The organism is Vallitalea guaymasensis (assembly GCF_018141425.1).
Lineage (GTDB): Bacteria > Bacillota > Clostridia > Lachnospirales > Vallitaleaceae > Vallitalea > Vallitalea guaymasensis.
Map to the genome: position 1 here is coordinate 4,245,576 of NZ_CP058561.1, position 20,334 is coordinate 4,265,909.

General features: G+C 31.4%; 17 protein-coding genes and 1 other annotated feature. Of the genes, 14 read left to right on the top strand and 3 right to left on the bottom strand.

Going from position 1 to position 20,334, the window contains the following annotated elements:
• The first annotated feature begins 141 nt into the window (after nucleotides 1-141).
• The 12 genes from HYG85_RS18175 to HYG85_RS18230 all read left to right on the top strand — a co-directional run bounded on the left by HYG85_RS18175 (nucleotide 142) and on the right by HYG85_RS18230 (nucleotide 15,194).
• Nucleotides 142-1,389 carry an ABC transporter substrate-binding protein gene (locus HYG85_RS18175; protein ID WP_212690859.1) on the top strand — a complete coding sequence of 416 codons (1,248 nt, stop codon included), beginning with the start codon at nucleotides 142-144 and terminating at the stop codon, nucleotides 1,387-1,389.
• 116 nt (nucleotides 1,390-1,505) lie between these two features.
• Complete coding sequence (locus HYG85_RS18180) at nucleotides 1,506-2,453, top strand: ABC transporter permease (protein ID WP_244971221.1); 948 nt, start codon at nucleotides 1,506-1,508, stop codon at nucleotides 2,451-2,453.
• A gap of 12 nt (nucleotides 2,454-2,465) precedes the next feature.
• A complete protein-coding gene (locus HYG85_RS18185) occupies nucleotides 2,466-3,371 on the top strand; it encodes a carbohydrate ABC transporter permease (RefSeq protein WP_212690860.1) in 906 nt (301 codons plus the stop codon).
• Nucleotides 3,372-3,433: 62 nt separating this feature from the next.
• Entirely contained in the window at nucleotides 3,434-4,957 is a 1,524-nt protein-coding gene (locus tag HYG85_RS18190; protein ID WP_212690861.1) for an ABC transporter substrate-binding protein, read from the top strand.
• A gap of 146 nt (nucleotides 4,958-5,103) precedes the next feature.
• On the top strand, nucleotides 5,104-7,275 hold the full coding sequence (locus HYG85_RS18195) for a glycoside hydrolase family 3 C-terminal domain-containing protein (RefSeq protein ID WP_212690862.1): 2,172 nt from the start codon (nucleotides 5,104-5,106) through the stop codon (nucleotides 7,273-7,275).
• A gap of 109 nt (nucleotides 7,276-7,384) precedes the next feature.
• Nucleotides 7,385-9,175, top strand: a complete 1,791-nt coding sequence (locus HYG85_RS18200) for a glycoside hydrolase family 30 protein (RefSeq protein WP_212690863.1) — start codon at nucleotides 7,385-7,387, stop codon at nucleotides 9,173-9,175.
• Nucleotides 9,176-9,457: 282 nt separating this feature from the next.
• A complete protein-coding gene (gene cysK / locus HYG85_RS18205) occupies nucleotides 9,458-10,375 on the top strand; it encodes a cysteine synthase A (protein ID WP_212690864.1) in 918 nt (305 codons plus the stop codon).
• Nucleotides 10,376-10,420: 45 nt separating this feature from the next.
• Nucleotides 10,421-10,852 (top strand): RrF2 family transcriptional regulator, encoded by a 432-nt coding sequence (locus HYG85_RS18210; RefSeq protein WP_212690865.1) that lies wholly within the window; start codon nucleotides 10,421-10,423, stop codon nucleotides 10,850-10,852.
• Between the two features lie 44 nt (nucleotides 10,853-10,896).
• On the top strand, nucleotides 10,897-11,355 hold the full coding sequence (locus HYG85_RS18215; RefSeq protein ID WP_212690866.1) for an NUDIX hydrolase: 459 nt from the start codon (nucleotides 10,897-10,899) through the stop codon (nucleotides 11,353-11,355).
• Between the two features lie 94 nt (nucleotides 11,356-11,449).
• Nucleotides 11,450-12,253, top strand: a complete 804-nt coding sequence (locus tag HYG85_RS18220) for an aminoglycoside N(3)-acetyltransferase (protein ID WP_212690867.1) — start codon at nucleotides 11,450-11,452, stop codon at nucleotides 12,251-12,253.
• Between the two features lie 74 nt (nucleotides 12,254-12,327).
• Nucleotides 12,328-12,580: a binding site (T-box leader), on the top strand.
• An 88-nt stretch (nucleotides 12,581-12,668) separates the two neighbouring features.
• Complete coding sequence (gene ilvB / locus HYG85_RS18225) at nucleotides 12,669-14,333, top strand: biosynthetic-type acetolactate synthase large subunit (RefSeq protein ID WP_212690868.1); 1,665 nt, start codon at nucleotides 12,669-12,671, stop codon at nucleotides 14,331-14,333.
• Nucleotides 14,334-14,483: 150 nt separating this feature from the next.
• Nucleotides 14,484-15,194 (top strand): hypothetical protein, encoded by a 711-nt coding sequence (locus HYG85_RS18230; RefSeq protein ID WP_212690869.1) that lies wholly within the window; start codon nucleotides 14,484-14,486, stop codon nucleotides 15,192-15,194.
• A 47-nt stretch (nucleotides 15,195-15,241) separates the two neighbouring features.
• Here HYG85_RS18230 and HYG85_RS18235 read toward each other — a convergent pair whose 3' ends face one another.
• From HYG85_RS18235 to HYG85_RS18245, 3 genes are read right to left on the bottom strand one after another with little or no spacing between them, the layout of a single operon-like run.
• A complete protein-coding gene (locus HYG85_RS18235; protein ID WP_212690870.1) occupies nucleotides 15,242-16,294 on the bottom strand; it encodes a hypothetical protein in 1,053 nt (350 codons plus the stop codon).
• Complete coding sequence (locus HYG85_RS18240) at nucleotides 16,291-16,983, bottom strand: ATP-binding cassette domain-containing protein (protein ID WP_212690871.1); 693 nt, start codon at nucleotides 16,981-16,983, stop codon at nucleotides 16,291-16,293. Before HYG85_RS18240 ends, HYG85_RS18235 begins: the two co-directional genes overlap by 4 nt.
• Nucleotides 16,984-16,985: 2 nt before the next feature.
• Nucleotides 16,986-17,345, bottom strand: a complete 360-nt coding sequence (locus HYG85_RS18245; RefSeq protein WP_212690872.1) for a GntR family transcriptional regulator — start codon at nucleotides 17,343-17,345, stop codon at nucleotides 16,986-16,988.
• A gap of 228 nt (nucleotides 17,346-17,573) precedes the next feature.
• On the opposite strand from HYG85_RS18245, the gene HYG85_RS18250 reads away from it, so the two are divergent.
• Complete coding sequence (locus HYG85_RS18250; RefSeq protein ID WP_212690873.1) at nucleotides 17,574-18,338, top strand: ABC transporter ATP-binding protein; 765 nt, start codon at nucleotides 17,574-17,576, stop codon at nucleotides 18,336-18,338.
• Nucleotides 18,325-20,253: an ABC transporter permease gene (locus tag HYG85_RS18255; RefSeq protein WP_212690874.1), complete on the top strand. Its 1,929-nt coding sequence runs from the start codon at nucleotides 18,325-18,327 to the stop codon at nucleotides 20,251-20,253. The genes HYG85_RS18250 and HYG85_RS18255 overlap by 14 nt, the downstream gene beginning before the upstream one ends.
• Nucleotides 20,254-20,334 lie beyond the last annotated feature (81 nt).

The window sequence follows — 20,334 nt, forward strand, 5'->3', positions numbered from 1 at the left end:
CTAAACATTTCTATTAGGATTAATAATAATCTTTGATTTTTCTATTGGAAAGTAATTGTTTTAAATTAGATATTACTTGAAAATAAAATGTTATTATTATAGAATGTGTTTGAAAACAATATGTATGCAAAGGAGAACATAATGAAGATAAAGATTATATCAATTATGATACTGATATGCTTGTTAATGATTGGATGTGATAATAAGAATATTGATACCCAGACTATGGAACCAAAAGATTCAGAGGAAAACACTATAACATTCATGGTAAAAGTTATAGATGATAAAACTATCACACCATTAGAAAAACTGATAAAAGAATATAATCGTACCAGCAGTAAAAAAATAGTTCTAGAAAAGGTCACTTATGATAAATATCAATACATATTAAATATGAAAATGATGTCAAAGGATAAGCCAGATATATTTATGATTGATGAAGATTGGTTACAAACATATAATGACAAGAACTGGCTGCTGCCTATAAATACATATCTAAGTGAGAAGGCAGATAAGTCATTTGAAAATGTTATTCCTTTGAGTATGCGTACATATCGATTGATTTATAATAAAGACATATTCAAAGAAGTTGGTCTGGATTGGGAGAAACCACCTGTTACCTTAGAGGAATTATATAAAGAGGCCATTAAAATCAGTGAAATGAAAATCGGTGAGAGTTATGGTTTTGCACTATATCTAAAAGATAAAGAAAGTGGGTTCATGAGTCTTCTGGAGAATGCTAATAAGATGAATGGTATTTATTATTATGATAAAGAAAAGGATAATTATGATTTTAGTATATATAAAGAATGGTTCCAAGTAATGAGGAAGATCAATCAGCAAAGTGGTATATTACAATATGCTACCAAATTGAAAAAGGACAATGTGCTGAAACAATATGCAGAGAGTAATATAGGCATGATGATTATATCCAATGAAGATTATTATTGGCTTGATAACCAAGAAGACAATAATGTCGGTATAAGTAGTGTACCTATCTGGAATCAAGAAAATATGAATATCAATAATATAAGCATACCGGGTATGTTGATAGGTGTTAACAGTAAATCAGAGTCCATTAATGAAATAGTTGAATTCTGTAAAGCATTGACATCAAGAGAATGGGGAATCTACATGTATGAAAAAGGATATATCATACCCACATATAATGTTCAGTTGGAAGAACTGGATGAAATGTTAAATGTAAAGACACCAAAAGAATTCTTACCCCATGAAGGAATGTGTGTATATGAGACAAACAAGGAAAACAAAGAATACGAAAGACAAAGGTTTGATATTTATTTTGATATAATAACAGGTGAAAGACCAATAGAAGAAGGGCTTAATACCTTGAATGGTATAATGAATGAAATTAATGATAGTAATTGATATTTACAGGATATATTTTATTTTATAAAAGGCATCAATTGATTTTGATGCTTTTTTGTAGTTATTTTTATAGAATCATAGTTATTTAAATTTACATATTCTCAGCAGATTATATAATGAATATACCAAAAAAAACAGAGGTGACAATAATGAAAACGCTAAAGAAGCACTTTAGATATTATCCACTTTATTTAATGATTCTGCCAGGATTTCTATTAATATTATGTATGAGATATTTACCTATGGGTGGTATTATAATTGCCTTTAAAAATATAAATTATGCTGATGGCATTATAAGAAGTCCCTGGTGTGGTTTTGCTAATTTCCAGTTTCTATTCAAGACCAAAGATGTTCTCATAGCAACTAGGAATACTCTATTATATAATCTTGCTTTTATAGTTTTGGGTATGGTCGTTTCAATTGCTTTTGCTATAGCATTATGTGAAATTCGTAATAGATTTGCAGCTAAAGTTTATCAAAGCATTTTTTTCTTCCCTTATTTCTTATCAATGGTTGTTGTAGCATATATGGTATTTGCTTTTTTAGGAATGGAGAATGGTCTATTGAATAAAAGTATATTTTCATTTTTAAACATTGAAAAAATACGGTTTTATGCAGAACCTAAGCACTGGCCATTTATCTTGGTATTTGTTAATCTGTGGAAAAATGTAGGGTATTCAACAGTAATATATCTGGCAGCTATATTGGGGATAGCTCCAGAATTATATGAAGCAGCAATCATAGATGGTGCCAGTAAATGGCAGCAGATAATATATATAACTCTACCATCTATAAAGCCTATAATAATAATATTAGCCATAATGGCTATTGGAAGAATATTCTATGCTGATTTTGGTCTGTTCTATAATGTGCCAATGAATTCAGGGGCTCTATTTTCTACTACACAAGTTATTGATACATATGTCTATCGTGCAATGACAAAATTAGGGGATTTGGGAATGGCTGCGGCTGCTGCATTATATCAATCCTTTGTAGGTTTTGTATTGGTTATAACAGCTAACTGGATAATAAGAAAAATCGATTCAGATAATGCATTATTCTAGGGGGGAAGCACAATGAAAAAGAAAGCAGGAGTCAATCAGATTTCTAACAGAGCCAACTGTATAATTAATATCTTTTTTCTTATATATGCAATCTTGTGTATTGCGCCATTATTACTATCATTAGGTGTATCTTTGACTGATGAAAAAGAAGTCATTCTCCATGGTTTTAATTTTATTCCAAGAAAATTTAGCCTAGACGCTTATAGGTTTTTATTTCAAGATGCATCACATGTGCTTAGAGCTTATGGTGTATCCATATTCGTTACTGTGGTGGGTACGTTATTTAGTGTGATGTTGACAGCATTATATGCTTATCCAATATCAAGAAAAGATTTTCCAGCGGCTAAATTCTTTACCTTTTTCATATTTTTTACAATGTTGTTCAATGGTGGATTGGTTGCAAGTTTCTATATAAATACTCAATTATTCCATTTCAAGAATAGGTTATATTCCCTGTTATTGCCCTTGATGATGAATCCATTCAATGTATTGATCGTAAGGACGTTCTATAAACAGAGTGTACCAAAATCAATAATCGAATCATCAAAGATAGATGGTGCTAGCGAGTTACGAATTTTTATTCAAATGGTATTACCTTTATCAAAACCAGCCATAGCCACGATAGCTTTATTTGACACTTTGTGTTATTGGAATGATTGGTTTTCAAGTTTGTTATACATATCAGATGTAAAATTATATTCCTTGCAGTACACCATGTATACTGCTCTCATGAATATCAAGTATTTATTGAAATTTGGTGAAACATCATCTGATGCATTGAACAGCTTGGGTACAGTACCAACCCAAACAGTGAGATTTACAATGGTATTGATAGCAATAGGACCTATAATACTAGCTTATCCTTATTTCCAAAAACATTTTGTGAAAGGATTAACTATAGGTGCTTTGAAAGGTTAGAATAATTACTTAGTAATTATTTTGATTATATATATAAAAAAATATTCTAGGAGGTAGTTTTTATGAAAAAATTAGTTTCAGTCATGCTAATAATAGTTTTAACACTATCATTGGCTGCATGTGGAGGTAAGAAGGAAGTTGAGGAAACAAAAGGGGAAAATGCTGATGTAGAAAACAATTCTTCTAATGTTGAAGAAAAAGCAGAGGATAAAGATGAATTAGAACCTGTTACTCTGAAATTTACATATCCAGGTTCACATCAAGAGGATGAAGAAAAAGTTGAAGAAGCTATTAATGAATATTTAAAAGATAAAATAAATGCGTCTATTGATATTGAACCAATAGATTGGTCAGCCTTCGAAGAAAAAACCAGTTTGATGATGGCAACAGGTGATAATCTCGATATGATATTCACTGCATCTTGGATGACTTATTATACAGATGTTGCTAAAAAAGCATATGTACCAATGAATGATTTAATTGATAAATACGCACCTAAAACAAAAGAGTTATTGAATCCTGCATTATTTGAAGGTCCAAAAGTAGATGGAGTCATATATGGTTTATCAACAAACAAAGAAACAGCAGGAGCTACAGGATTATTCTTCAGAAAAGACTTAGTTGAGAAATATAAGTTTGATATATCTAAGATAAAATCTATTAAGGATTTTGAAACTGTTCTAGAACCAATGTTAGAAACTATCAAGAAAAATGAGCCAGGAATATATCCTTATTACTCTAATGGCTACAATAGTCTAGTGAGTTTCTATCAACCACTATCTATTGGTGGAGGAGATACTCCAGGGTATTATAATCCTGATTCAGGTAAGATAGAGTATACACAAGAAAGTGAAGAGAAGCTGTTATTATATGATTTAGCTTACAAGTGGGCTAATATGGGATATATTAATGAGGATGCAGTTACAGCAGAGGAATGGGTTCCTAACATGTTCTGTACCTGGATGCCATACAAACCTGGTAAAGATGCTGAGATGTCAGCTCAATTAGGCATTGAGTTAGTAGGAGAAGTCATAGGTTCTCCTTATACCACTACATGTGAAGTGACAGGTTCCATGATTGCGATATCAAGAAATAGTAAGAACCCAGAAAGATGTATGATGTTTCTAGAGTTGTTGAATACTGACAAGTATCTTAACAATCTATTGAATTATGGTATTGAAGATGTTCACTACTTGAAAGTGAAAGATAATGTAATAGATTTTCCAGAAGGTGTAACAGCTTCTACAAGTACTTATTATCCTTCATCACAATGGATGTTCCAAAATCAATTTTTGAATTATCTAAGAGTCGGTGAAGCAGAGGACAAATGGGAACAATATGATATTTTCAACAAGAGTGCAGTAGTAAGTCCATTATTAGGTTTTGCATTTGACGCTACACCTGTAAAATCTGAGATTGCAGCTTGTAAAAATATTCGTGAAGAATTTGAAAAAGCATTGGTAAGTGGTGTTTTGGATCCAGACGTAGCTGTTCCAGAATATCTAGAAAAATTAAAGGCAAATGGTTCAGAGAAGATTGTAACTGAAAAACAAAGGCAAGTAGATGAATTCAAAGCTAAAAAATAAATGATATCTACGTGAAAGTAAATTGAAAAAGTTGGCGTGTAATGGTAACATTAGTTTTGTTACAATGAATCCTTACGAGATTAAAATATTATCATGTAGGCTTATTCCATGTAACCACTAACATACGAAAGGAAGATATTAATATTATGAATGAGTTTCCTTATATGGATACAGAATTATCTTTTGATGAAAGAGTCAACGATTTAGTTTCACGTATGTCATTAATTGAAAAAGTCTCTCAGCTGGTGCATAATGCATCACCAGTAGAAAGACTAGGTATACCTGCCTATAATTGGTGGAATGAAGCACTTCATGGAGTTGCGAGAGCAGGAGTGGCAACAGTTTTCCCACAAGCCATAGCTCTAGGTGCAACTTTCGATGAAGAATTAATTAATCAAGTGGCTACTGTCATATCAGATGAAGGAAGAGCGAAATATCATGAATTCCAACGTCAAGGTGACTGTGGTTTATACAAGGGCTTAACTTTTTGGAGTCCTAATATTAATATATTTAGAGATCCTAGATGGGGTAGAGGTCATGAGACTTTTGGAGAAGATCCATATCTAACCAGCAGGTTAGGAGTTAACTTTGTTGAAGGTCTTCAGGGTACAGACGATAAATATCTAAAAAGCGTTGCAACGCCAAAGCATTACGCTGTTCACAGTGGACCAGAGAAAGACCGTCATAGTTTTGATGCCGAAGTTTCAATAAAGGATATTAGAGAAACATATCTGCCGGCGTTCAAAGCTTGCGTAACAGAAGGAAAAGCAGAGGCAATCATGGGAGCCTATAATAGAGTTAATGGTGAACCATGTTGTGGAAGTCATTTTCTGCTACAGGATATTTTGCGTGACGAATGGGGATTTCAAGGGCATGTAGTATCGGATTGTGGTGCATTGATGGATTTCCATGCTTATCATCATATTACGAAGAATCCTATCGAATCAGCAGCGTTAGCTCTTAATAATGGATGTGAATTGAATTGTGGAGATACATTTGAATATTTGATGCTTGCACATGATAAAGGTTTGATTTCAGAAGATACTATAGATGCTGCTGTAAAAAGATTACTAAAAGTCAGATTCAGGTTAGGGATGTTTGATGACAATGAAGATATTCCATATTCATCAATCCCTTATGAGGTAGTAGCTTGTGATAAGCATAGAGAATTGGCTTTGGAAGTAACTAAAAAATCAGCGGTACTATTAAAGAATAAGAACAACATTTTACCACTGGATAAAAATGAAATAAAATCCATAGGTGTAATAGGTCCTAATGCCAATGATAGAAGAGTATTGGTAGGGAACTATAATGGAACACCAATCAGACATGTAACGGTACTTGAAGGAATACAGAATGCAGTCAATGATAATACACGTGTATATTATGCAGAAGGCTGTAAGTTGATTGAGCCGGAAGTAAGTATGTGTCAAGAGAAGGACAGCGGATTTTCTGAAGCTATATCCGTAGCCAAGATGTCAGATGCAGTTATTATGTGTCTTGGATTATCACCTATAATTGAGGGTGAACAAGGAGATGCAGCTAATTCAGATGCATCAGGAGATAAAATTCATTTGGATCTACCTGGACAACAACAAAAACTCATGGAAGAAGTATATAAGACAGGGAAACCAATTATTCTCATTTTATTGAATGGAAGTGCTGTTGCAATAAACTGGGCTGATGATAATGTAGATGCAATTTTAGAGGGATGGTATCCAGGTGGAGAAGGGGGTAATGCTATAGCTGATATTATTTTTGGAGATGATAGCCCTTCAGGTAAATTACCAATAACTTTTTATAGGTCACTAGATGATATACCATCATTTGATGACTATAGTATGAAGAATAGGACATATAGATATTTTGAAAAAGAACCGTTATATCCTTTTGGATATGGTCTTGGTTATACATCTTTTGAATTCTCTAACTTAGTACTTTCAAAAGATATATTACAAATGGGAGAAGATTTATTAATCAATGTTGACGTTACTAATACAGGGGATTTATCAGGATATGAAACTGTCCAGTTATATGTAAAAGATTTGGAGGCATCAGTAGATGTCCCTAAGTATGAGTTGAAAGGATTCAAAAAGGTATTATTGAAGCCGGAAGAAACAAAGACAATAGAGTTGGTGCTAAAACCTAGACAATTGGCTTTAATAGACAATGATGGAGAATGTAAGCTGGAACCAGGCAGTTTTCAGATATTTGTAGGTGGAAGTCAGCCAGATGGTAGAAGTATAGAATTAACTAAACAAAAAGTATTGGATGCAACATTTGAGGTTGTAGGTAACATAAAGACTTTAAAATATTAAAGCTCAGATTAACTAATAAATGATGAGAGTGAGGGATTCAGGTTAATATAAGAGTGGGTTATCGAGCTTGATATAAAATAAAAATAAGTTTTATAAGGAGGAAAATAAAATGAGACTTAAATGGAGAAGGTTTCTGGTTTTATTCCTTGTTTTTGGCTTGATGCTCACTATTACAAAACCTTACACTAATTCTTTGGCATCAAATTTTATTACAATATATTGGGAAGATGAAAAACAGGAAATTGACGGGTTCGGATTCTCAGGAGCTGACTGGTCACATATACCATATCAATTACAAGAACCTGAAAGAACAGAGGTAATGGATTTATTATTTAATATTGACGATGGTATTGGGGCATCAATATGCAGAAGTGAAATACATCCTGAGTATTCACCTGCATTAGGAGAATATGATTTTGTAAGTATCAAACCTGAACAATTATGGTATATAAAAGAAGCTGAGGCTAGAGGCGTGGATAAACAGATTGCAACTGCCTGGACACCTCCAGCATTCATGAAAACCAATAATAGCCAAACACATGGTGGATATCTGATTGAAGAATATTATAATGATTTTGCTGATCTATTAAGTGAATTTGTAGTTCAATTTGAACAGCTTCATGGTATTGATTTTTATGCAGTATCAATGTGTAATGAACCTAATGCTAGCATTTTTCTGAATTGGAATTCATGTTCTTGGAAGGGCGAGCAGATCAAGACTTTCATTAAAGACTACATGAAACCAGCATTCGTTGCAAAAGGAATTGATGACACCAAGTTCATTATAGCAGAACCATCTTGGTGGTCAGAATCATTGATGGAACCTTCGTTAAATGATCCTGTCACTTGTGATATGATTGATATAGTTGGATCACATCAATATCAACTATCACCTTCTAAGTTCACGACAGCTTTTTCCAAAGGCAAAAAAGTATGGCAAACAGAAGTATGTGACCCAGGACATTTTGATGCTGGTATTGGTGAAGGGCTTAGATGGGCTAAGAATATTCATGAATTCATGGTAGATGCAGAAGCAAGCGCATACCTTTATTGGCAGGGAGTAATGAGAGAGGGTAGTGAAGGATTAATTTGCACTAATTCAGATTTCACTGATTATGTTATGACCAAGAGATACTATACTTTTGGACATTACAGCAAGTTTATCAGACCAGGGTATGTACGTATTGGCACATCGGATACAGGAATCTCTGATACTTATATATCAGCGTATAAGAATAAAGAAACAGGAGATTTTGCTATAGTGGCAATTAATGATACTGATAAAATACAGCAGTTTGACCTGTTAGCTGATGGATTCAGTGCTGATAAGCTGACACCATATATTACAGATGATACTCTGGATATGCAAAAGGGTAGTCAGGTTCCTTATAATGATGGTACATATTATATTGCATTACCACCAAAGAGTGTAGTTACATATGTGGGTAAGGAAAATAGTAATACATTAACAGATGTAGAGGTTATTGAAGATAATCTAGATGATTGGTCTATGGTTTATTCAAAATCAGAGGGTTGGTTCTTGGATTCATCCAATTCAGAGTATTTTGAAGGAGATTTGTCAAGAGCTGCTAGGAATTCCGGTAAGAATGAAGAGTTAGTATATTATTTTGATGGAAAAGATATTAATTTCTTTGAGGTGAAATTGTTCCAGTATTGGTATTTTGATGCGCTTTCCTTCTATGCATCTGAGGACAATATGAGTTGGATTGAAATTCCACATAGTTCATATCCTAGAGAATGGCAAGGTAGTAGGTGGTATAAGATGGCTCACATTCCAAGATATATTCCTGAAGGTACTAAATACATAAAAGTAAAATTAACTGATAACAGTACTTGGGAAAAACAAATATCTAAGATTAAATTTATCCTTAGCGAATAAATATATTTTTGATGATATCTAATCATTTGATAACGTACAATTAAAAGTCTGTATAATTTCTCTGTGAGAGATTTATACAGACTTTTTATATCCTGCATTATAGGAATTTCATATTTTTAATTAATTTATTAGATGGTTTGATTATCAGTAATTCCTTGCTTCGTTCTAAATATACAAAAAATTTTGCTATTGGTATTGACATATATACTTTGTTTGAGTAAAATAATAATATATACACAATAACCGATAGGACTATTCGGTATTTGGAAGGAGAGTTTAATTATGAGTAAAGTATACAACAATATATTAGAATTAGTAGGTAAAACACCACTAGTGAAAATCAATAATTTAAATGATACACATGCTAACATATTTGGAAAAGTGGAATATTTTAATCCAGGTGGAAGCATAAAAGACAGAATTGGTCTAGCTATGATTGAAGATGGTGAGAAGCAAGGTCTGATAAATAAGGAGACAGTTATATTAGAGCCTACAAGTGGAAATACTGGAATAGGTATAGCTATGACTGGTGCAGTAAAAGGGTATCGTGTTATACTGACTATGCCAGATACAATGAGCAAAGAAAGACAGAATCTATTAAAAGCTTATGGAGCTGAATTAGTTTTAACACCAGGTACTAAAGGAATGAAAGGGACAATTGATAAGATTGAAGAATTAAAGCAAGAATATCCTAATCACTTTGTTCCTGGGCAGTTTAATAACGTATCTAATCCAGAAATCCATAGAAAGACTACAGCTCTTGAGATAATAAATGATATGGATGGTAAGATTGATATTCTGGTTGCAGGTGTTGGAACAGGAGGAACAATAACTGGTATTGGTGAAATTCTAAAAGATAAGATTGATGGTGTTAAAATTGTTGCAGTAGAACCAAATAACTCAGCAGTTTTATCAGGTGAAAATCCAGGTCCACATAAATTACAAGGGATAGGAGCAGGATTTGTACCTAATGTATTGAATAAAGATGTGATAGATGAGATAATAAAAATAAAAGATGAAGATGCTTTTGCTACAATGAGAAGATTAGCCAGAGAAGAAGGAATGCTTGTAGGTATTTCATCATCAGCCGCAGTTTTTGCAGCATTACAGATAGCTGAGAAAGAAGAAAACAAAGGTAAGAATATCGTTGTAATATTACCAGACAATGGTGAAAGATATTTATCTATGAACATATTTTAGATGAAGAATTATCATACACAAAATTTGTTATTATGAGGTGCAATAATGAATATATCCAATAAAACCAGATACGGATTAAGATCAGTAGTATATCTAGGAATAAATTATGAAAAAGAAAATATCTCCATCAAGGAAATATCTGATAAAGAAGGTATATCAAAAAGATACTTGGAACAGATATTTGCTGAACTGAAAAAAGGTGGAATCATTAATAGTACCAAAGGAACAAAAGGAGGTTATTTTCTAACAACTAAGCCTTCTGAAATTACGGTAAGCGGTATTATTAAATTACTTGAAGGTAACTTGAATGTCATTCAAGAAATAGACGATTATAATATAGAAGACTTAGAATATACTATAGTCAACAAAGTATGGAACAAAATGTCACAAGCGCTAATTGATGCAGTGGATAGTATTACTATTGAAGATATTATCAACGACTATAATTCACTTAGCAGAAACATGTTTTATATATAATAGTTTTATATATGTTACAAAAGATAAATTAGGAGAAATAAAAAATGAAATTAGGTACATTGTGTTATATAGAAAAAGATGGTAGAACTCTTATGCTCCATAGGGTAAAAAAAGAAAATGATATTCATGAAGGTAACTGGATTGGTCTAGGAGGAAAAATAGAAAACGGTGAATCACCAGAAGAATGTGTAATCAGGGAAGTTAAAGAAGAAAGTGGTCTAACCATAAAAAATCCTGACCTAAGAGGAATTTTGACTTTCCCTGAATTCGGCAAAGACAATTGGTACGTTTTTCTCTATACAGCTACTGAATTCAACGGAGATTTAATTGAATGTAACGAGGGCAATCTAGAATGGATTGATAATGAGGATTTACTAAACCTAAAAATGTCAGAAGGAGATAATCTCTTTTTGAAATGGCTAAAAAAATACAAAATGTTTTCAGCTAAATTTATTTATGATGGTAAAAAATTAATAGATTATGATTTAGTAGTTAATTATTAATAATATTAATTTTGAAGGGAACTTGTAATAAAGGAAGCTATAATAATTTTAATAGGATAACGAACAATGTTAAAGCAAGAATGGAGATAGTAAAATGGCTGAAAAGAAAAATGCAAGAGTAATATTGACTAAGGAAGATTTAATAGAACAGTTTAGTAAATGTGGAGTAGCAAAAGGACAGACAATATTTGTTCATACTTCATTAAAGAGTATTGGATTTGTTGTTGGTGGAGCAGAAACCTTGATTAGGGCGCTTCTTGAGATAGTTGGACCTGAAGGTACACTAATGATGCCATCTCAAACTTGGAAAAATCTTGATCCTTCAACAGGGGTTCATTGGGAAGAACCAGAAGAATGGTGGCCTATAATTCGTGAAAATTGGCCAGCTTATGATAAAGAGGTTACACCTGCAATTGGTATGGGGGTAGTAGCTGAAATGTTTAGAAAGTGGCCAGGAGCAAAAAGATCAGATCATCCAGCTAGGTCAATAGCAGCAGTTGGTAAACATGCAGAATATATTACAGAAGAACATGATTTGAGTAATATTTTTGGTAAGAATTCTCCTGTAGATAAATTGTATCAATTAAATGGATACGTATTGTTAATCGGCGTTGGATATAATAAAAATACTTCATTACATTTAGCAGAAACTAGAGCTGACTTTGGTAGTAAGAAATATGCTAATGAAAGTAGTGCAATTAACATCAATGGTAAAAGAGAATGGGTGACATATAATACTCAAGTTGTAGATGATGAAGACTTTATAGAATTAGGTAATGAGTATGATAAAGAAAACAATATTGAAATCCATAAAGTCGGAAATGCTGAGGTAAGATTTATGAAGCAAAGACCATTAATAGACTGGACTGTCAAGTGGATGGAAAAAAATAGAAAATAGAAAATTATTATTGACAAACCAAAACTATATTGATATAATGGTTAAAATAATTTAACGTAAAAAAGTGATAAAGCATAAAAGCAAAGAAGAGGAAGAGTACTTTATTTTGGAAATATAGAGAGGAGATGCTGGTGGAAATTCTCCATGAAGAAATAATGGAAGGTAGCCTTGGAGCTGTGAACCGAAATCGTAAGAGAGTAGACTTCAACGGAATCCCACCGTTACTAGGGAGCTGATATCAGATGAAATTTATTTATCTCGTATTAGACTAAGTGGCATAATATGCAATATAGGTGGTACCGCGGAGATAATACCTTCGTCCTTTTAATACAAGGACGAAGGTTTTTTAATTCTTGCAAAAAATTTGAATCTATTTACAATCAAAAATTATAATAATAAAAAGGAGATGTTACATATGTTATTAACTGGTGCAGATATAGTTGTTGAATGTTTAAAGGAACAGAAAGTAGATACCGTATTTGGGTATCCAGGAGGAAATGTAATTCATATTTACGATTCATTGTATAAGAATAAAAAGTATATTAAGCATATTTTAACTGCTCACGAACAAGGCGCATCACATGCAGCAGATGGTTATGCAAGGTCTACAGGTAAAGTAGGGGTTTGTATTGCTACTTCAGGACCAGGGGCAACCAATCTTGTTACAGGTATTGCTACAGCTTATATGGATTCAGTACCAATGGTTATAATAACAGGTAACGTTCCATTATCTTTACTTGGTAAAGACAGTTTTCAAGAAGTAGATATAGCTGGAGTTACTGCTCCTATAACAAAGCATAATTATATAGTTAAAGATATAAATAAGCTGGCTGATACCATAAGAGAAGCTTTTTATATAGCTAGTGAAGGTAGACAAGGACCGGTACTTATTGATATCCCAAAAGATATAGCCATGACAACTACTGATTATGAATATGCAGAACCTAAATTAGTAGAAAGATGTATTAAAAATATTACTGAGGAAGCTATAGAGAACGCATTAGAACTTATAAATAAATCAAAACAACCGTTCATATATATTGGCGGTGGTGTAGTTAGATCAGAAGCATCAAAAGAATTGTTAGAATTCGCAGAGAATATTGATGCACCAGTAACCTCAAGTCTAATGGGGTTAGGAGGTTTTCCAAGCAGCCATGAATTATTTACTGGAATGATTGGAATGCACGGAACAAAAGCATCCAATAAAGGAATTAATAAGAGTGACTTAATAATTGCCATAGGTGCTAGATTCAGTGATAGGGTTGTAAGTAAAGTTGAGAAATTTGCGCCTAATGCTAAGATACTGCATATTGATATTGATCCTGCTGAGATTAATAAGAACGTTGTTTCATATCATTATATAGTTGGAGATATTAGAGAAGTATTAAAGCAACTTAATAATAATATTATAAAGCAAGATAGAAAGCAGTGGGTAAACAAAATCAAAGGATACAAAGATAAATATCCATTAAGATATCCTGATAATGGTCTAAAAGCACAATATATCATAGAAAAACTTAATGATATTACAGATGAAAATACTATAGTAGCAACAGAAGTAGGACAGCATCAAATGTGGACTGCTCAATATTATAATTTCAATAGTCCTAAGGAATTCTTGACTTCTGGAGGACTTGGAACAATGGGATTTGGTCTAGGAGCAGCAATAGGAGCACAAGTTGGTAATCCAACTAAAACAGTAATTAACATTGCTGGTGATGGTTGTTTCAAGATGAATCTTATTGAACTTGCTACAGCAGTTAACTATAATTTACCAATAATTATAATACTTATTAATAATAATTCTCTAGGAATGGTTAGGCAATGGCAGTCATTATTCTTTGATGGAAGATATTCAGAGACTACTCTTAATCATGCTACAAATTTTGTTGGATTGGCTGAGAATTTTGGAATGAGAGGATTAGAAATCTCTAGAAAAGAACAAGTTGAGGAAGTATTACAGGAAGCTATTAATTGCAAAGGACCAGTATTAGTTCATTGCAGAATCCATGAAGATGACAAAGTATTTCCGATGGTTGCTCCTGGAGAAGCCATAGATTCATTAATTATGGAAGGTTAAAATATATGATTAGTTAAGTAAAAGGGGCTGGATAGCTCCTTTTTTGATATAATTTCGTAATCGTTTCCAACATAATATTGTATGAATTTCATATATATTATAATGGAGGTGATAAACATTAAACTTAAAAAATTATACATGAGTATAGTATTGTTTCTTGCTATTAGCATATTATTGATTAATCATAATGCCACAATTGCAAAGAACAACCCTATTGCTAGCGAATCAAAAATAGAATATATTGATGAGGAAAAAGCAAAGGAGACTGCCATATCTTATTTTCAAAAATACTTTGATATCAAAATAAAAGCTGATGATTACTTTCAGTATAATAGACACATCAATATAGATAATAAACACAATAAAACTGGTAAAGAGTACTGGGAAATTGTATTTAGTACCTTTGATAGATCGAAATTGAGGGATATCAAAACTCAAAAAGAAGCAGACAAAATTAATGAGGAACGCAAAAAATCTGTTACCTATTATGCTAAGATAGAAATCCATGATGAGGAAATATTAGAGATAGGGATAATTGATAACAATAATGATAAAGGTCTAACCATTGAAGAATTAAGAGAAATAGAAATCTCAACTGAGGATGCCAAGAAAATCACTCTTGAATTTATAAAAGCAAAAGAATTAATTAAGGAAATAGAAGAATTAGAATTTCTAGGTGAAATAAGAATTGCTCCAGATAGTTGTTATATAGCATATGAATATAAAAAAGACAGAGCTATAATTATCAGAGTACATTCACTCTCTCAAGAAATATCGTGTTTTAGATTTACAACAAAGGAGCAAGCAGAAAAAGCTATAGAAGTTAATAAAAACAATGATAAAGATGGAGGGATAGGTTAATAATTCATTTTAGTTTCAAGGGAAGATTAAATCTTCCCGATTGTTATTTAATCAACTTTCCTTAATACATAATAATTAGGCTTTTGATGCCTATATATGTAATCCCCAGATTTCCATTGTACAAATAAATATGTGTTACCGTTTATTACTTGAATAATATATTGGGATTTTGAATGTTCAAATGGAAACGCTAGAACAAATCCTTTAGTCCAATTTGACTCTTTTCGCTCTTGAATACTACCATCTTCATTAAAAGTTAAAGAGTTAATATATAATTTTCTCTCAGTTTCTTTGGGTGTATATCCTTGATAGTCTTCAACAAAATCAACTGTTTTCCATTTACCTATAACTCGTTCATCGCTTGTAAATGGTATATCAATATTTTCAATTATGCGATTACTATAACTATGAATTATAATTCCTAAATTAAGTATACTTAAAATTATTAGTACACCTACTATAGTTACTGATTTTTTCTTATTAAATTTGTGGCCTAGTGATACTGCTATACCTATAATTCCTAGTATTGATAACAAGATTATCAGTAAAGTGGAAATAACAATTCTAGTAGTGAATATTTCTAAGGCACCATTAAGTATTAATATAATGATAATGCTAGTGGTCACCAATAATCCTGAAATAGTAGCAAGTAAAGGTTTTTTGATGATTTGACCTGATATTATGTACAAACAAGTAAATAATACATAAACTAAGAAAGCAATGTTAATATAAATAAATCCTCTTAATATTTTTATACTATTGGAAATATCTAATGTACTCAATAATATACTTACAAAAACAATACAATAAAGATACACTACTAAAGCATTTGCACTTAATATTTGTAAAATGCTTTTTGGAATGAGCATCATATGTTCTTTGTTTTCAAATATTACATTCTTTGCAAGATGAGCGATTTTTTTATCTATAACATATAAAAAACCAACAATAATTACTATTTCTTGAAATAGGACCATTTTATAATGCTGATTTGGATATATTAATGTTTTAGCTAAACATGTACAAATAATAACTCCTATTATGACACATATTATTTTATAGAAATCTCTTTTGAATTCATACTTAATTAAACTTTTCATTTCATCACCTCTTTAAAAGTTTTCTCAATGGATTGACTTTTTTGGAATCGTAGGTCCTCACAATCATGAATACCCAACATTTGTCCTTTTTTTATAAATATAACTTTATCTAATAGTTTCTCTACTTCTTGAATTAAATGAGTTGCAATAATAATAGTAGAATTATCATCAATATTATTAATAATAGTATCTATTACTTGTTCTCTCACGAGGGTATCCATACCACCTAACGGTTCATCAAATAGATAAAGTTTCGCCTCTCTGGCTATTGAAAGAGATAAACGTAATAGTTGGGTCATACCCCTCGATAGATTCTTTATTTTTTCTGAATAGGGTATATCAATATTAATGTCTTGTAATATGCTATCAAATTTATTTTCGTTGAAGTCATCATACATATCTATATAAAAACTTCTAATATCTTCTACACTCATCCATTTTGGGATAGCATTATTTTCTGTAAGCAGTGATACATAACCTTTAGTTTTTTCATTGGGGTTTAGTCCATCTATCAATACTTCTCCATGGTTATAGGGTATAAGACCAGCTACAGTATTCATGAAAGTTGTTTTACCACTTCCGCTAGGACCTAGTAATCCAACAACTTCACCTTTATCAATATGAAAAGTTATATCATCCAGAGCTTTATGCTTGCCATAGCTTATTGATAGTTTCTTGATATCTAACATACTTAATCTCCCTCCACATAATAATCAATAATCTCTAAAATTTGTTTTTTACAGAATCCCATATTTTTCATACGATTAGAAAAAGAGATAACAGTTTCTTTTGCTATGTCATTTCTTAGATTATTAATCATGTCTTCATTATCAGTTACGTAAGAACCCATACCCCTCTTGGATATAATTAATCCTTCGCTTTCCAACTCTCTATAAGCTCTTTGAACAGTGTTAGGGTTTACTTTTAGATCTTTTGCTAATTCACGTACAGAAGGCATTTTATCACCTTCTTTCAATTCTTTTTTTATTATTATTTCTTTTAGATAAGATAATATCTGGACATACACAGGGATATTATTATCAAATTCCATAAATGTTTGCCTCCTATTGCATACTGTATTAATACTATAATACAGTTAAAATATATTGTCAAGTAAGATTATCTCTAATCTTACAAAAATGTAAGTTTATTATACTATTTGTAAGATGAATTTATTGTTAATACAGTTTATTTTGCTTATAATAGGTTTGTAATTAGCAATAAACAATTTATTAAATAAGATTTCTTTTGTAATAAAGAAATATGGAGGATATATATTATGAAACAAATAATTAAAGTCAGTAATGTGACAAAAGTCTATGGCTCAAAATTGAATAAGACAACTGCACTTGTGGATATTAATTTTGAAATCAATCAAGGTGAATTTGTTGGAATCATGGGTCCATCAGGTTCAGGGAAAAGTACGCTGCTTAATGTTATATCAACAATTGATAGAACGACTAGTGGTACAATCAGCTATGAAGGCAAAGATATAGGTTCTTTGAAAGAAAATGAACTATCTGATTTTAGAAGAAATGAACTTGGTTTCATCTTTCAGGATTTTAACTTACTGGATACACTAAGTGTTGAAGAGAACATAGTTCTCCCACTAGCTATCTCTAGAATGAATGTAAAAGAAATAAAAAAAAGATTACAAGATGTTACTAAGATACTTGGTATAAATGACATACTAAAAAAATATCCATATGAGATATCAGGAGGACAGAAGCAAAGAACTGCTGCTGCAAGAGCTATTATCAATAATCCTAGGCTGGTCTTGGCGGATGAGCCGACAGGGGCATTGGATTCCAAGTCGTCAGCTGAACTTCTTACATGTATGAAAAAGTTGAATAAGGAGTATAACAGTACAATTCTTATGGTTACTCATGATGCGTTTGCTGCAAGTTATTGTGACAGAATCTTATTTATTAAAGATGGCAATATCTTTTCTGAACTTATCAGTAATGGCGACAGAAAAGAATTTTATAATAAGGTTATTGATGTACTTGCAATGATGGGGGGAGACCTTAATGACGTATTATAGTATTATGTATAGCAATATGAAAAAGAGTTTTAAGAATTATTATATATATATTATGTCCACAGTTTTTAGTGTTTTGATATTCTACTTATTTTGTTCAATCAAATATAATACACAGATAATATCGGCTATCAATTCATCGGAGAAGGTTACGACAGTGTTTTCTGCTACTAGTTATGTAGTATTAATATTTTCACTGATATTCATATGGTATTCAAATTCATTTTTTGTTAAAAAGCGAAAAAAAGAAATCGCCCTGTATTCTTTGTTAGGTTTGAAGAAGAAAAAAATAGGCAGGATGCTGTTTGGAGAAAACATGATTATAGCAGTTATATCCTTAGTGATTGGTATTGCTGTAGGTACTTTGTTTTCAAAATTATTTGTTATGCTTCTGCTTAGAATGATGAACGAATTTATTTATGTCAGTTTCTCTTTTTCAATAAAGGCAGCCAGAGATACTGTTATATTTTTCTTTATAATATTTTTGTTTGCATCTTTTCATAGTTATAGGATAATATACAAAGTCAAACTTATTGAATTGTTTACATCAGCTAGGAAAAAAGAAAAAGCATTTAAGACTAAACCAATTTTTGCGTTAATTTCACTAGGTTTAGTGATCTATGGTTATTCTTTATCACAACATATGGTTAACAGTATGTTTGTAATTAATGTTTTTCTTGTACTTGGTACTGTTATTGCAGGTACATATGGTTTATTCTCCTATTTTCTTGTTTTTATGGTCAGGGTTCTCAAGAAGAGAAAGAAAACATTTTATAAGGGGAATAATATATTAGCAATATCTAATATAGCCTACAGGATCAAGAGTCATACAGTTACTTTTGCTACCATTGCAGTTCTAAGTGCTTCAACAATTGCATCACTAGGTATGGTAGATAGCGTTTATTATGATTTTAAAACTAATGAAGCAGAGAATTATCCATATTCTTTCACTTATAATTATGTTGATGAAGAGCTGAATAATAAAGTACTGGATATAGTTAATAGTAATAAAACTAATGATTTGATAGGGAGTATTAAAATAGATAGAGCCAAAGTGAGTGTTAAGCTCAATTATGATTTTGAGACACAGCTTAGTGATTGGAATCTAGGTGCAGTAAATACTTATTATATCATCTCTAATTCTACTTTCAATAAGATGATGGAATTAAGAGGTATGGATAAAGGTGTAGAATTGAAAGATGATGAGTGTGTAATTAATTATTCAAGCCTTATGCTCTATGATATGACTAAGTTGAAAGATTATACACTGGATGCATTCACAGATAAGATACCTAAAAAAGTGATGACGATAAAAGAAGTTTATAAACAATCCATGGTCAGAAACGGTTTTGATCCAGAATATTTAGTTGTTAGTGATAAAATCTATAAGGAATATATTAGTGGTGGAGCAGAAACTAACAGCTTTTATGGTATAAATGTAACTAAACCTCTTCAAAGCAAGGAATTAGCAGATGAAATTCAAAAGGTAATTCCTGAAGAAGCAAGATTCGAGACATATTATTATCATTTTAGAGATGCTAATGAAACCTATGTAGTTCTACTATTCGCGGCATTCTTCATTGGTATTGTATTCTTGATATCTACAGGAAGTATAATATATTTTAAATTAATTACTGAAGCCAATGATGAAAAAGATAGATATACTATACTTAAAAAGATAGGTGTAAGTAAAAAGGATATTACAAGATCTATAAAGAAACAAATATTAATGATGTTCTTGTTACCGCTAATAGTTGGACTTTTCCATTCAGGATTTGCTCTAAGTGCTTTTAATAAAGTGTTGCATGCACATATTTTAACACCTGTAATAATTACTATGGTAGGTTACACAGTGATTTACTTCATTTATTATTACCTTACAGTTAATTATTATAAAAAGATTATATTAAAGAAATAATTATTTAAGTATAAATTTATTCTATTGATATAAATTCGATTAAGAAACCATGGTTGACACTAATGTTATCATGGTTTCAAT